The organism is Halomonas sp. HG01, from assembly GCF_000968715.2.
GTDB lineage: Bacteria > Pseudomonadota > Gammaproteobacteria > Pseudomonadales > Halomonadaceae > Halomonas > Halomonas halophila.
The window spans coordinates 2,955,173-2,969,946 of sequence record NZ_CP022134.1; the positions used below are offsets into that span (position 1 = coordinate 2,955,173).

Annotated in this window: 10 protein-coding genes; 2 read left to right on the plus strand and 8 right to left on the minus strand. The window is 68.8% G+C overall.

The features are described from left to right. Window positions 1–38: 38 nt before the first annotated feature. Both acs and UN84_RS14050 read right to left on the minus strand, forming a co-directional pair. Window positions 39–1,988 carry an acetate--CoA ligase gene (gene acs / locus UN84_RS14045; protein WP_046078238.1) on the minus strand — a complete coding sequence of 650 codons (1,950 nt, stop codon included), beginning with the start codon at window positions 1,986–1,988 and terminating at the stop codon, window positions 39–41. A 150-nt stretch (window positions 1,989–2,138) separates the two neighbouring features. Continuing rightward, the gene (locus UN84_RS14050) at window positions 2,139–2,699 is read right to left on the minus strand and encodes a SprT family zinc-dependent metalloprotease (protein ID WP_046078239.1); all 561 of its coding nucleotides are present in this window, start codon (window positions 2,697–2,699) and stop codon (window positions 2,139–2,141) included. 65 nt (window positions 2,700–2,764) lie between these two features. Between UN84_RS14050 and UN84_RS14055 the strand changes: the two genes are divergently transcribed. Beyond that, entirely contained in the window at window positions 2,765–3,436 is a 672-nt protein-coding gene (locus UN84_RS14055; RefSeq protein ID WP_046078240.1) for a YecA/YgfB family protein, read from the plus strand. Window positions 3,437–3,542: 106 nt separating this feature from the next. Here UN84_RS14055 and UN84_RS14060 read toward each other — a convergent pair whose 3' ends face one another. Further along, a complete protein-coding gene (locus UN84_RS14060) occupies window positions 3,543–4,664 on the minus strand; it encodes a phospholipase D-like domain-containing protein (protein ID WP_046078241.1) in 1,122 nt (373 codons plus the stop codon). Between the two features lie 136 nt (window positions 4,665–4,800). Here UN84_RS14060 and plsB point away from each other — a divergent pair, with 136 nt between their 5' ends. Continuing rightward, entirely contained in the window at window positions 4,801–7,227 is a 2,427-nt protein-coding gene (plsB, locus tag UN84_RS14065; protein ID WP_046078242.1) for a glycerol-3-phosphate 1-O-acyltransferase PlsB, read from the plus strand. 6 nt (window positions 7,228–7,233) lie between these two features. On the opposite strand, the gene UN84_RS14070 is transcribed toward plsB, so the two are convergent. The 5 genes from UN84_RS14070 to aceE all read right to left on the minus strand — a co-directional run bounded on the left by UN84_RS14070 (window position 7,234) and on the right by aceE (window position 14,541). Next, window positions 7,234–7,995, minus strand: a complete 762-nt coding sequence (locus tag UN84_RS14070; protein WP_046078243.1) for a class I SAM-dependent methyltransferase — start codon at window positions 7,993–7,995, stop codon at window positions 7,234–7,236. Continuing rightward, window positions 7,992–8,696: a tRNA (adenosine(37)-N6)-threonylcarbamoyltransferase complex dimerization subunit type 1 TsaB gene (gene tsaB / locus UN84_RS14075; RefSeq protein WP_046078244.1), complete on the minus strand. Its 705-nt coding sequence runs from the start codon at window positions 8,694–8,696 to the stop codon at window positions 7,992–7,994. The genes UN84_RS14070 and tsaB overlap by 4 nt, the downstream gene beginning before the upstream one ends. Window positions 8,697–8,916: 220 nt before the next feature. Beyond that, window positions 8,917–9,573 carry an adenylate kinase gene (adk, locus tag UN84_RS14080; RefSeq protein WP_046078245.1) on the minus strand — a complete coding sequence of 219 codons (657 nt, stop codon included), beginning with the start codon at window positions 9,571–9,573 and terminating at the stop codon, window positions 8,917–8,919. Between the two features lie 233 nt (window positions 9,574–9,806). Continuing rightward, on the minus strand, window positions 9,807–11,792 hold the full coding sequence (gene aceF / locus UN84_RS14085) for a pyruvate dehydrogenase complex dihydrolipoyllysine-residue acetyltransferase (protein ID WP_046078246.1): 1,986 nt from the start codon (window positions 11,790–11,792) through the stop codon (window positions 9,807–9,809). 73 nt (window positions 11,793–11,865) lie between these two features. Next, entirely contained in the window at window positions 11,866–14,541 is a 2,676-nt protein-coding gene (gene aceE, locus UN84_RS14090) for a pyruvate dehydrogenase (acetyl-transferring), homodimeric type (RefSeq protein ID WP_035597529.1), read from the minus strand. Window positions 14,542–14,774: the final 233 nt, after the last annotated feature.

The window sequence follows — 14,774 nt, forward strand, 5'->3', positions numbered from 1 at the left end:
GCTTTCAGGATTGTAAGACTCCCCGGGGGGAGCCGTCATCAACGGTTGGCGCGATGCTCGATCAGGTCGTCGACCACCGACGGATCGGCCAGGGTGCTGGTATCGCCCAGGCCATCGCACTCGTTGGCGGCGATCTTGCGCAGGATGCGGCGCATGATCTTGCCCGAGCGGGTCTTGGGCAGCCCCGGCGCCCACTGGATGACGTCCGGCGAGGCGATCGGCCCGATGTCCTTGCGTACCCACTTGGTGAGCTCCTTCTTGAGCTCGTCGCTGGGCTCCACGTCGTCGGCCAGGGTCACGTAGATGTAGATGCCCTGCCCCTTGATGTCGTGGGGGAAGCCGACCACGGCGGCCTCGGCCACCGACTCGTGGGCCACCAGCGAGGACTCGATCTCCGCGGTGCCCATGCGGTGACCGGAGACGTTGAGCACGTCGTCGACGCGGCCGGTGATCCAGTAGTAGCCGTCCTCGTCGCGGCGGCAGCCGTCGCCAGTGAAGTACATGCCCTTGTAGGTGCTGAAGTAGGTCTGCAGGAAGCGCTCGTGGTTGTTCCAGATCGAGCGTGCCTGGCCCGGCCAGGCGTCGAGCATCACCAGGTTGCCCTCGGTGGCGCCCTCGAGGATGTTGCCCTCGTTGTCCACCAGCGCCGGCTGCACGCCGAAGAACGGCAGGGTCGCGGAACCGGGCTTGAGGTCGGTGGCGCCGGGCAGCGGCGCGATCATGATGCCGCCGGTCTCGGTCTGCCACCAGGTATCGACGATCGGGCAGCGCTGCTTGCCGATCACCCGATGGAACCACTCCCAGGCCTCGGGGTTGATCGGCTCGCCGACCGAGCCCAGCAGGCGCAGGCTGTCGCGGGAGCTGGAATCCATGACGTCGTCGCCGTGGGCCATCAGCGCGCGCACCGCGGTGGGGGCGGTGTAGAGGATGTTGACCTGGTGCTTGTCGACGATCTCGCCCATGCGGCCGTTGGTCGGGTAGCTGGGCACGCCCTCGAACATCAGGGTGGTGGCGCCGTTGGCCAGCGGGCCGTAGACGATATAGCTGTGGCCGGTCACCCAGCCCACGTCGGCGGTGCACCAGTAGATATCGCCGTCGTGATAGTCGAACACGTAGCGATGGGTCAGGGCCGCGTGCAGCAGATAGCCGCCGGTGGTGTGCTTGAGGCCCTTGGGCGCGCCGGTGGAGCCGGAGGTATAGAGGATGAACAGCGGGTCCTCGGCCCCCATCTCCTCGGCCGGGCAGTCGGTGGACTGCGGGTCGACCTGCTCGTGGAACCACAGGTCGCGGCCCTCGTGCCAGTCGATCTCGCCGCCGGTGCGCTGGACCACCAGCACCTTCTCGCAGACGTCGCTGCCCTCGCGGGTCAGGGCGGCGTCGACGTTGTCCTTGAGCGGCACCTGCTTGCCACCGCGCACGGATTCGTCGGCGGTGATCACCACCCTGGAGCCGGCATCCTTCACGCGCTGGGCCAGGGCGTCCGGGGAGAAGCCGCCGAACACCACCGAGTGCACCGCGCCGATGCGGGCGCAGGCCAGCATGGCCATGGCGGCCTCGGGAATCATCGGCATGTAGAGGGTGACGGTATCGCCGCGCTTCACGCCCATGTCCTTGAGGGCGTTGGCCAGCTGGCAGGTACGCTCGTGCAGCTGACGATAGGTCAGGGTCTTGGAGTCCTTGGGATCGTCGCCTTCCCAGATGATCGCGGTCTGATCGCCGCGGGTCTCGAGGTGGCGATCCAGGCAGTTGCTGCTGACGTTGAGGCAACCGTCCTCGAACCAGCGGATGTCGACGTCATGGGTGTCGAAGACGGTGTGCTTGATCTTGCTCGGCGCCTTGAACCAGTCGAGGCATTCGGCCTGTTCGGCCCAGAAGCCCTCCGGATCGTCCAGCGAGCGCTGGTACATGGCCTGGTAGGTCGCCTTGTCGGCCCAGGCCTTGCTGGCGAAGTCATCGGGTACCGGATAGACGTGCGGTTGATCACTCATGGAGTTGCCTCTGTCCTTGGGGTGGTCCCTTCAGGTTGACGATGCCGATCGCGGCGACCGGCGCCATAAGATGATTTCAGCATACTCCTCCGTTGACGCGCCTTCCCCTTAGACATTGGTATGAACGTTTTTCTTTTCTATAACAATACCTTAAGAGGGCTCATAAAGATCCCTTAGGCCCATATAGACCAAGGTCTCGGCACAATGTCGACAACGGTAGGCGCGCCCGGAGCGGGCCAGGTCATGGCGCCGCGCGGTGAAGGCGTGCTCGCGACAGCCGCAGCGGTAGCGATGCGGCGCGGGGCTCGCGCGGCCGGTGTCGAAGCGATGGGTGGTGCGGGGCGCGAGCCCGAACAGCCGGCGCATCACGGTGCGCCATTCATGGCCGTGAGGCTTGGCCTGGGGGCCGCCCTCGAGGTGATGCACCAGCCAGTGGGCCATCTCGTGGGGCACCACCTCGACCAGAAAAGCGTGGCGATTCTCGTCGAACAGCACCGGATTGAAGCGCAGTCCGCCGCGGCCGAAATGTGCCTGCCCCGCCGAGCGGCCGCGCAGGTCCAGCCACACGCCGGGCCGCGGCAGGGCCGGATGCACCTCGCGGCACAGCGCATAGGCGGCCTCGACCCGCTCGCGCAGTGCCGCCCGCCCGGCCTCGGCATCGAGGCCGGCCAGCCAGTGCGGGTCGGGGTCGGGCAGCGCGGGAGCGGTCATGGGATGCTAGAATGGCGCTCCGTTTAGATGGCGTAAAGCCCCGCCGACACCAGCGAGTGAGAGACATGTCAGACGACAAGCCACAGCCCCTGCCGCTCCTCGACGACGAGGCCCTGGACCGCCTGGACGACTTTCTCGAGTCGGACGGCGTCGACGCCGACGCTCTGGACCTGATCGGCGCCCACGGTTTCCTGGTCGCCCTCGCCGTCTCGCCCAGCGACGTGCCCCCGGCCACCTGGGTACCGGAGCTCTTCCACGGCGAGCCGACCTTCGCCGACGACGCCGAGCGCGAGGAAGTGCTGGGGCTGCTGGAGCAGCTGCGTGCCACCGCCATCGAGGTCCTGGAGGGCGGCGGCCTGCCCGAGCTGCCGTTCGATCTCGAGCTTGGCGGCGTGCCGCCCGAGGAGACGCCGATCGGCGACTGGTGCGCCGGCTTCATGGAAGGCGTGTTCCTCGACGAGCCGGCCTGGTTCGCCGAGGACGAGGAGACCGCCGCCACCCTGCTGCTGCCCTTCATGCTGCTCTCCGGGCTGTTCGGCGACGAGCCGGACATGGCCGAGCTGGCCAAGGACGGCGACCGCCTCGAGAGCCTGACCGCCCAGCTGCCCGAGCTGGTGCTGGATCTCTATCTCCACTTCCGAGTGCCGCCGGAAACGCCCAAGCCCAAGCCGCGCCGCAAGCAGCCCGCCGGCCAGAGCAAGGGCAAGGGCAAGGGAAAACCGAAGCGCAAGAAGTAAGCTGGAAGACCGCATGAGCCCGACGACCTCGGGGTCACGGATTTTCTTCAAGCTTCCAGCTTCTGCCCGCGAAGCGGGCGTTCTTCCAGCTCCGGGCGACGCCTGGCTAGCGCAGCCGCGTCAGCCATCCATCCAGGGTGCCGTACAGCCACTCCTTGAGGCGCTGCAGCCGCGGCCGGCGCGCCCAGGCCTCGACGTGAATCTCGCGGCTGGCGGCGAAGTTGCGCTGGAACAGCTCAGCCACCTCACCGGCCAGCCGCGCGTCATCCACCTCCTGATTGGCCTCCAGGTTCCACTGCAGGCTCCAGTGATCGAAGTTGCACGACCCCAGGCTGACCCAGTCGTCGGCCAGGGTGAACTTGGCGTGGATGAACGACGGCTGGAACTCGAAGATGCGTACCCCGGCGCGCAGCATCCGCCCGTAGAAGCGCTGACCGGCGTAACGCACCCCGGGGTGGTCGTGGCTGGCCCCGGGCAGCAGCAGGCAGACCTCCACACCGCGGCGGGCGGCGCGCACCAGACGACGCCGCAGGCTCAGGGTCGGCACGAAATAGGGCGTGCAGATCCAGATGCGCCGCTGCGCCCCGCTCACCCGCCGCTGCAGCGAGTGGCGGATCGCCTGGTAGCGATAGCCCTGGCCCCAGACCACGCGTCCACGCATGCCGTGATAGCCCTCACGAACGGGGCTGTCGCCGCCCAGGCCGTGTACCAGCGCCGGCGCGCCCGCGCCGCGGCTCAGCGGCGAGTCCCACAGGCTCGAGAACAGCCGCACCCAGTCCGCCACCACCGGCCCCTCGATGCGCATCGCCACCTCGTACCAGGCCTCGAGAAACTCGTCGACCAGGCCGAAGCCGCCGGTGAAGGCCACCTCGCCGTCCACCACCACCAGCTTGCGATGGTCGCGGGTCAGATTGCGCGCCAGCGAGTGCCACTTCAGCGGATTGAACCAGCGCAGCGCCACGCCGGCCGCCTCGAGCCGCCGGCGGTCCTCGGCGGAAAGCCCCATGGCCCCATAGCCGTCGAGCAGCACCAGCACCGTCACGCCGCGCGCCGCGGCGCGGCTCAGCGACTCGATCACCGCACTGGCCAGGCGCCCGGACTCCATCAGGTAGAGCTCGACCAGCACCGAGTGGCGGGCGCCATCCACGGCCTCGAACATGGCCGGCAGGAAGCGCGACGCCTCGGGCAGCAACTCGAACCGATTCCCCTCTCGCCACATGCCGTGCATGACGCCTCCCTGGCCATGATGACAGGCGGCCATTGACGCACGTTTGCCGAGGCGGGAAAAGCCGGACCGCCAACGCCTGACCCGGTGCGGCCGGCATGCGTATACTGGCCGCACATGCGACCACACAGGCAATCGGATGGCCGACTCCCGCTGGCGCCCGCTGCGCCGACTGCTCCATGCCTGGGTGCGGGTGCGCCACCGCGAACCCGCCCCCGAGGCGCTGGGCCTCGATCCCGAGCTGCCGACCGTCTACGTGCTGCCCCGCCCGGCGCTCTCCGACCGCCTGCTGCTCGAATGCCTGACCGAGCGCGACGGCCTGCCGTCCGCGGCGGTGCGTCGGTCCAAGGGCGATGAGGCACCGCCTCCCCTGCTGGCCCTGCCCGACCCGCGCCGGCGGCAGCGAAAACCGACCCTCCTGCGGCACCTGATCGAGCGCGGCGAGGACGTGCAGCTGGTGCCGGTGAGCGTGTTCTGGGGGCGCGCCCCGGGCAAGCGCTTCGGCCTCTGGCCGCTGCTGGCCGCCGACGACTGGCGGCTCACCGGGCGGCTTCGGCGCCTGCTGGCGGTGCTGGTCAACGGCCGCGACCTGGAGGTGCACCTGGGCGCACCGCTGCGCCTCTCGGAGCTGGCTGACGGACGCGATCCGGCCCTCCTCGAGCGCAAGGCCGCCCGCCTGCTGCGCGTCCACTTCCGGCGCGTGCGCGAGCGGGTGCTCGGGCCGGACCTGTCCCACCGCCGCACCCTGATCGCCGGCGTGGTGGCGAGCCCCGAGGTCCAGGCCACCATCGACAAGCAGGCCGGCGGCGACGAGGCCCGTCGGGAGCGGCTGCGCCGCCGTGCGGGGCGCTACGGCCGCGAGATCGCCGCCAGCATGAGCTACCCGGCGCTGCGTTTCCTCGACGGCCTGCTCGGCCGGCTGTGGCACCGCCTCTACGACGGCATCGACCTGCGCGGCATCGAGCGCGTCAAGGCGCTGGCCGGGCACCACACCCTGGTCTACGTGCCCTGCCACCGCAGCCATATCGACTACCTGCTGCTGTCCTACGTGCTCTACGAACAGGGGCTGATGCCGCCGCACATCGCCGCCGGCCGCAACCTGGACATGCCTGTGATCGGCCCCCTGCTGCGCCGTGGCGGCGCCTTCTTCCTGCGCCGCAGCTTCCGCGGTCAGCCGCTCTACGCGCGGGTCTTCGACGAGTACCTGCACCGCCTGCTGTCCCGCGGCCACAGCCTCGAGTACTTCATCGAGGGCGGGCGCTCGCGCAGCGGCCGGCTGCTGGCGCCACGCCCGGGCATGCTGGCCATGACCCTGGGTTCCTTCCTGCGTCGCCCCGCCGCCGGCCGGCCGCTGTCGTTCGTGCCGGTCTACATCGGCTACGAGCGCATCCTCGAGGAGGCCAGCTACCGGCGCGAGCTGGCCGGCGGCGCCAAGCGCAAGGAGAGTCCGCTGGCGCTGCTCGGCGTGCTGGGCAGGCTGCGCGAGCCCTACGGCCGGGTCACGGTGAACGTCGGCGAGCCGCTGGACCTGGCGACCTTCCTGGACACCCATCAACCGGACTGGCGCGCGGCCATCGGCGAGCCCCGTCCGACCTGGCGCGCCTCGGCGGTGTCCCGGCTGGGCGAGACCCTGGCCCGGCGCATCAACGCCGCCGCCACCCTCAATCCGGTGAACCTGGTCGCCCTGGGGCTGCTGGCCACGCCGCACCGGGCCATCGAGGCCGAGCTGCTCGAACGCCAGCTCGCGCTGCTGGCCGAGCTCAAGCGCCCGCGCCCCGGCGACGAGGGCCACCCCCTGCCCCCCGGCAGCCCACGGGACTGGATCGATCACGCCCGCGCCCTGGGACTGCTCGACTACCGACCGCACCCGCTGGGCGACCTGGTGGCCGCCGACGACCACCAGGCGGGCCGCCTGGCCTGGTATCGCAACAACGTGCTGCACCTCTACGCACTGGCCGGCCTCGTCGCCTTCGCTTTTCGTCATCAGGCCCGCCATGGCCGCGACGCTCTGGCGGCGCTGCTGGCACCGGGCTGGCCGGTGCTGGAGCACGAGCTGTCGATCGAGGCGCCGGCCGACTTCGAGGCGGCGCTGGACGCCACCCTCGCCCAGCTCGCCGAGGCCGGGCTGCTGATCGAGGAAGGACAGGGATGGCGACGCGCCGAGGGGCTGGCCGAGGCCGAACAGCTGCGCATGCTGGGACGGCTGATCCGTCCGACGCTGGAACGCGGCTACCTGCTGGTCGCTGCCCTGCTCGGCGAGGCGCCGGGCCACTTCGACCACGACGGCCTGGCGAGTCACGCCCGCCAGCTCGCCGAGCGCCTGGCACGGCTCACCGGGCGCGACGCCCCGGAATTCTTCGACGCAAGGCTGTTCGACGGCCTGCTGGAAAGCCTGGAACGCGAGGGCTGGCTGACGGTCCGCGACGACCGCCTGCACTATGAAGAGACGCTGCGCGAGGCCGCGCGGCGCAGCCGGACGCTGTTCGACCCGGCGCTGCGCCATCGGCTGGAGCGGATCGCCGCGCGAGGAGCCTCCGGAGAGCATGCGGCGACGCCGGGCGACTAGCGGGGACTAGTCGCTCAGGGCACGATGGACATAGAGGTCGTAACGGCTGGTCTTGCCCTCCAGCACGTGGCGCGGCGCAGGCCCCTCGATGGGCGGCGCCTTGCGTGGCCGCTTGACCACCACCCGATGGGTCGCCACGTCCAGCGCCGCTTCCAGCAGCCTGGGCGCGTCGGCGTCGTCTCCGGCCAGCTCGCGGAACAGCCGCATCTCCTTCTTCACCAGCGCCGACTTCTCGCGATGGGGAAACATCGGGTCCAGATGGACCACCTGGGGCGCGATGGAAGACTGCGCCACCAGGTCGGCGAGCTCGCGGCTCGCGTCGCCATGGGCCAGATGCAGCCGGGCGGCGATCTCGGCGGTGTCCGGGTCCGCCATGGCGCGCGCCAGGCCGTCCTCGAGCAGTGCGGCGATGGACGCGACCCGCTCGACCATCAGCACCTCGGCGCCGAGCGTCGCCAGCACGAAGGCATCGCGGCCGAGCCCCGCGGTGGCGTCCACCACCGAGGGCGTGGCGCCCTTGCCGAGCCCGCAGGCCCTGGCGATCAGCTGGCCGCGGCCGCCGCCGAAGCGGCGCCGGTGGGCCGCCTTGCCCTCGACGAAGTCCACCGCCAGCGGCTTGCCGTAACGCTTGGCATCGCCGGCCAGCACCAGCCGGCCGTTCTCGCGGCCGAGCCGCAGTGGCGGCGCCTCGCCAGATGCCAGCGCATCGGCGTCGGGCAGCCCCCAGCGCGCGGCCAGGGCCGCGTCGTTGGCCGCGACCGCGCTCATCGGCTCTTCTGCCAGGCGACCTGGTCGCGCAGGTAGACCGGCTGCACCTCGGCGGCCGGGCGCCCTTCACCGGCCTCGAAGGCATCGGCGGCCAGGCGCACCATGTCCTCGGCGGCGGCCTCCTGATCGGGCAGGCACAGGCTCATGCCGGCCTGCACGTCGGCCGGCATGGCGTCCCACAGGGTCCAGCCGGAGCCCACGCCGACCCAGTCGTGATCGGCATGGGCCTCGGGCAGGCGCAGCCGTTCGGGCGGCAGCACCGCCTCCTCGGCCAGGCACTCGACGCGGCCGTCGAAGCACTGCCAGGCGGCGGCGTAGATCTCGCCCATGCGCGCATCCAGCGCGGTGACCAGATAGCGGTAGCGATGGCGAAGATGCGCGCCCAGGGCCAGCGCCTGCAGGGTCGAGACCCCGAGCAGCGGGCGGTCGAGGCCGAAGGCCAGGCCCTGGGCGGTGCCGGCGGCGATGCGCAGGCCGGTGAAGGACCCCGGGCCATGGCCATAGGCCACCGCGTCCAGCTCGGCCGGGGCGACGCCGGCCTCGGCCAGCACCTCGTCGACCATCGGCATCAACCGGCGGGTATGGGCTCGGGGAGTGAGTTCGAAGCGGGAGATCACCTCGTCGTCGACGCCCTCGCGACGCCGCAGCAGGGCGGCGGAGCAGGCGCTCGAGGAGGCATCCAGGGCCAGCAGGATCGGCATGGGTCTCTAACGGTGCGGGAAGTGTCGGGGCATTATACGACAACGGCCCGCGCGATGCGGGCCGTGGTCATCTGATCGGCAGCTCGTCTTCAGGCCGGAAGCGGGGCGCCGGGGACAGGTCGCAGAGGGGGTCCTACGCCAGGGATGGCGTCGGTAGCGCCCAGGGAAGGGTTCACAGCGCCCCTCGAAGACCTGTCGCCGGACCCACTCCAAGGACGGATCAGCTCTCGAGGGCGGCGATCACCTGCCCGGTGATGTCGTCGACGCTGCCCACGCCTTCCACCTTGTGGTAGGCCGGCGCGGCGTCGGGCTCCTGCTGCGCCCACTGCTGGTAGTAGTCGACCAGCGGTGCGGTCTGCTCGTGATAGACGGACAGGCGATTGCGCACGGTGGCTTCGCTGTCGTCGTCGCGCTGGATCAGCGCCTCGCCGGTGACGTCGTCCTTGCCCTCTTCCTTCGGCGGATTGTGGTCGACGTGGTAGACGCGGCCGGAGGCCGGGTGCACGCGGCGGCCGGCCAGGCGGTTGACGATTTCCTCGTCGGGCACGGCGATCTCGAGCACGTGATCGAGCTTCACGCCCGCTTCCTTCATGGCATCGGCCTGGGGAATGGTGCGCGGGAAGCCGTCGAACAGGAAGCCGTTGGCGCAGTCCGGCTGGGCGATGCGCTCCTTGACCAGGGCGATGATGATGTCATCGGATACCAGGCCGCCGGTGGTCATGATCTCCTGGACCTTGAGGCCCAGCTCGCTGCCTTCCTTGACGGCGGCACGCAGCATGTCACCGGTGGAAATCTGCGGAATGCCGTAGCGCTCGCAGATGAACTGGGCCTGGGTTCCCTTGCCGGCGCCCGGCGCGCCCAACAGGATCACTCGCATCGAACTGCTCCTTGGAAGTGGTGGTGGATTCGAAAAAGAGGAGAAATGGAGAATAGCGAACCATACCGGGGCGACCGTCGTCACACAAGCGACACACGGGCCACAAGGCCCTGAGTGCGCGAGAAAATCCCGTGCGATCAAGGAGCTGGCGGTTCTAGCACTTTGGTATTCCCCGGCCCGGAAACGCCGACGGCGCCTTGCGGCGCCGTCGGTCGTGGCTCACTCGTTCTCGATCAGAGCAGCAGGCGACGGATGTCCGTCAGCATCTGGCCGAGGAAGGCGGTGAAGCGCGCCCCGTCGGCGCCGTTGACCGCCCGGTGGTCGAAGGAGAGCGACAGCGGCATGATCAGCCGCGGCTGGAAGGCCGCGCCGTCCCACACCGGCTTCATCGACGCCTTGGAGACGCCGAGGATGGCGACTTCCGGCGGGTTGACGATCGGCGTGAAGGCGGTGCCGCCGATCGAGCCCAGGCTGGAGATGGTGAAGCAGCCACCGGTCATCTCCTCGCGCTTGAGCTTCTTCGACTGCGCCTTCTTGGCCAGCTCCACGGACTCCTTGGCCAGATCGATCAGCGACTTCTGGTCGGCGTCGCGAATCACCGGAACCATCAGGCCGTCCGGCGTATCCACGGCGATGCCGATGTGCACGTACTTCTTCTGCACCACGGTCTCGCCGTCGCTCTTCAGGCTGACGTTGAACTGCGGGAACTTCTGCAGCGCCACGGCGCAGGCCTTGATCAGGAACGGCAGCGGCGTGAGCTTGGCACCCTGCGCCTCGGCCTCGGCCTTCATCGACTTGCGGAAGGCCTCGAGCTCGGTGATGTCGGCCTCGTCGAACTGGGTGACATGCGGGATGTTGACCCAGCTGCGATGAAGATTGGTGGCGCCCATCTTCATCAGGCGACCCATCTTCTTCTCTTCCACCTCGCCGAACTGGCTGAAGTCCTGGTCCGGGATCGGCGGAATGCCGGAACCGCCCTCGGCCGCGGCCGGCGCCGCAGCCGGTGCCTTGGCCTGACCCGACATCACCTGCTTGACGTAGGCCTGGACGTCTTCCTTGAGCACCCGCTCCTTGGGACCGCTGGGCTTGACCAGGGCGAGATCGACGCCGAACTCGCGAGCCAGCATGCGCACCGCCGGACCGGCGTGCACGCGCTTGCCGTCACGCGGCTTCTCGGCGCTGGCCGGGGCACTCGCGGGCGCGGCGGCCTTGGCCGGCTGTTCCGACTTGGCCGGGGCCTCGGCCTTGGGCGCACTCTGCTGCTGAGGAGCGGCCTTCGGCGCGGCGCCGGCGGTCTCGATGTAGCCGATCAGGTCACCTTCGGAGACGGTGTCGCCTTCCTTGACGGTCAGCTCGACCAGCTTGCCCGCGAACGGGCTCGGCACGTCCATGGTGGCCTTGTCGGACTCCAGGGTGATCAGCGGGTCTTCCTCGGCCACCTCGTCGCCGACGCTGGCGGCGATCTCGATCACCGGCACGTCGCTGGAACCGGACAGGTCCGGCACGCGAACCTCGCGACGCTCGGGCTCGCCGCTGGCTTCCTCGGCCGGGGCGGCCTCGGCGGCCGGAGCCTGCTCGGCGGGTGCGGACTCGGCTTCCTCGGCCGGCGCCTCGTCGGCGCCACCAGAGATCTGGATGGTGCCGATCACGTCGCCTTCGGAGACGGTATCGCCTTCCTTGACGGTGAAGCTGGCGATCTTGCCGGCGTGCGGGCTCGGCACGTCCATGGAGGCCTTGTCGGACTCCAGGGTGATCAGGGTGTCCTCGGCGGCCACCTCGTCGCCCTCGGACACCGCGACCTCGATGATCTCGACGTCGCTGGCGCCGCCCAGGTCGGGCACGGTGATGTCCACGGTCTGGCTGCCGCCGGACGCGGGCTTGGCGGCCGGCGCCGGCTTGGACTCCGCGGCCGGCTCGGCCGGCGCTTTCGAGGCGGGCTCGGCGGCCTCGGCGGGCTGCTCGGGCTCGGCGTCGCCGCCGCCCTCGACCTCCAGCTCGACGATGTCGTCACCCTCGGAGACGGTGTCGCCTTCCTTGACCAGCACCTTGACGACCTTGCCGCCCTTGGGCGACGGCACGTCCATGGAAGCCTTGTCGGATTCCAGGGTGATCAGGGAGTCCTCGGCGGCGATGACGTCGCCGACCGCCACCGCGATCTCGATGATTTCCACATCGGTGTCGCCACCGATGTCGGGCACTTTGATGATTTCGCTACTCAAGGTCGCGCTCCTTCAAACTCTTCACGGGGCGGGCCTGCTGGCAGGCCCGCCATGCCACCGGTCGGTCGACGCCTCAGACAGAGAGCGGGCTCGGCTTGCTGGGGTCGATACCGTACTTCTCGATGGCCTCGCCGACGACCTTGCGATCGATCTCGCCGCGGTCGGCCAGCGCCTTGAGCGCGGCCACGGTGACGAAGTAGCGGTTGACCTCGAAGAAGTGACGCAGCTTCTCGCGGGTATCGGAGCGGCCGAAACCGTCGGTTCCGAGCACATGATAGTCGGTCGGCACCCAGGCGCGGACCTGGTCGGCGTACAGCTTCATGTAGTCGGTGGAGACGATGGCCGGACCCTCACGGCCTTCCAGGCAGCGCGTGACGTGCGGCTTGCCCGGCTCGTCGGCCGGATGCAGGAACGCCTGACGGTCGACTTCCAGGGCCTCGCGACGCAGCTCGTTGAAGCTGGTGACGCTCCAGATGTCGGCGCCCACGCCCCACTCCTCGGCGAGCATCTCGGCGGCGGCCTCGACCTCGCGCAGGATGGTGCCGGAGCCCATCAGCTGGACCCGCTTGTCGCCCTGGGTCTCGCGCAGCAGGTACATGCCCTTGATGATGTCGTCGGCAGGGACCTCCTCGAGGGCCGGCTGCTCGTAGTTCTCGTTCATCACCGTCAGGTAGTAGAAGCAGTTCTCCTTGTCGGCGAACATGCGCTTCAGACCGTCCTGCACGATGACCGCGACCTCGTGGGCGTAGGTCGGGTCGTAGCTGCGGCAGTTGGGGATGGTCGAGGCCTGGATCAGGCTGTGACCGTCCTGGTGCTGCAGGCCCTCGCCATTGAGGGTGGTACGACCGGCGGTGCCGCCGACCAGGAAGCCGCGCGCCTGCATGTCGCCGGCGGCCCAGGCCAGGTCACCGATGCGCTGGAAGCCGAACATCGAGTAGTAGATGTAGAACGGCAGCAGCGGCAGCCCGTGGTTGCTGTAGGAGGTCGCGGCGGCGATCCAGGAGGACATGGCGCCGGCCTCGGTGATGCCCTCTTCGAGCACCTGGCCGGCCTTGTCCTCGCGGTAGAACATCAGTTGGCCCTTGTCCATGGGCTCGTACTTCTGGCCCTCGGAGGTGTAGATGCCGAGCTGACGGAACATGCCTTCCATGCCGAAGGTCCGCGCCTCGTCGGGCACGATCGGCACGACCTGCTTGCCGAAGCCCTTGTGCTTGACCAGACCGTTCAGGATCCGCACGAAGGCCATGGTGGTGGAGACCTCACGGCCCTTGGAGCCGGCGGTCTGGGAGGCGAAGATCTTGTCGTCGAGACCCGGGATGTCGAGCGCCTCGAAATCCGGGTTGCGCGCCGGCAGGTAGCCGCCCAGGCGCTCGCGCTGGAGATGCATGTACTTCATCTCCGGGCTGTCGTCGCCCGGCTTGTAGTACGGCATCTCGTTCTCGATGGCCTCGTCGGACACCGGGATGCCGAAGCGGTCGCGGAAGCTCTTGAGCACGTCCTGATCGTCGATGGACTTGATCTGGTGCGCTTCCATGTCGGCTTCGCCGCCAGCGGCCCCCAGGCCGTAGCCCTTGACGGTGTGCGCCAGGATCACGGTGGGACGGCCGCTGTCGTTGTGGAAGGCCTCGTGGTAGGCCGCATAGACCTTGAACGGGTCGTGGCCGCCGCGGTTGAGCTTCCAGATGTCCTCGTCGGACATGTCCTTGACCATCTCGGCGGTTTCCGGGTACTTGCCGAAGAAGTGCTCCCGGGTATAGGCGCCACCGTTGGCCTTGCAGTTCTGGTATTCGCCGTCGACGGTCTCGTCCATCAGCTTCTGCAGGACGCCCTTCTTGTCCTTCTCGAACAGGGTATCCCAGTGGCGACCCCAGACGACCTTGATGACGTTCCAGCCGGCACCGCGGAACACGCCCTCGAGCTCGTCCATGATGCGGGAGTTGCCACGCACCGGGCCATCGAGACGCTGCAGGTTGCAGTTGATGACGAAGTTGAGGTTGTCGAGCTTCTCGCGGCTGGCCAGGTGGATCGCCCCCAGGGTCTCCGGCTCGTCGCACTCACCGTCGCCCAGGAAGGCCCAGACCTTGCGGTCCTGCATCGGCTGCAGGCCACGCTGGTCCAGGTACTTCATGACGTGGGCCTGGTAGATGGCCATGATCGGGCCGAGGCCCATGGACACGGTGGGCAGCTGCCAGTAGTCCGGCATCAGCCAGGGGTGCGGATAGGAGGACAGGCCGTCGCCGTCGACTTCCTGGCGGAACTTGTCCATCTGCGCCTCGGTGAGGCGCCCTTCCAGGAAGGAGCGCGCATAGATGCCCGGCGCACTGTGGCCCTGGATGAACACCAGGTCGCCCTTGAAGTCGCCGTTGGCCGCGCGGAAGAAGTGGTTGAAGCCCACGTCATAGAGGGTCGCCGAGGACATGAAGCTGGCCAGGTGGCCGCCGATGCCCTTGTTGGCCTTGTTGGCCCGGGTCACCATCGCTGCCATGTTCCAGCGGATCAGCGAGCGGATACGACGTTCCATGAAGAGATCGCCGGGCATCGGCGCCTCGCGGTGCACCGGAATGGTGTTGCGGTGCGGCGTCGTGACCGAGAAAGGCACCTGCATGCCGTCATGGCGATAGCGATCCGCCAGGCGGGTCATCAGATACCGGGCACGTTCCTCGCCCTCGCGATCCAGTACCGATTCCAGGGAATCCAACCATTCCGCGGTTTCGACCGGATCGAGATCTTCTCTTGTCTCAAGACTCATAGACGTCTCTCCGAATGACGTTGGGGGCAACAGCCCCCAGCAAGGGGGTGTGGCGCATGATGACGGTCATGGAAGGATCACCTCCATGCCGGAATATTTCTGTTGTAGTCGTTTTACAAGTCAGCACGACTAAAGTCGGCGGGTGCGCCGACGATACCGCAAACGCTGCCGACTGCCAATTGAAGCAGACATGGAAAGCCTTTTCAAAACTTTGAAATCGGATGCCAGTCCCC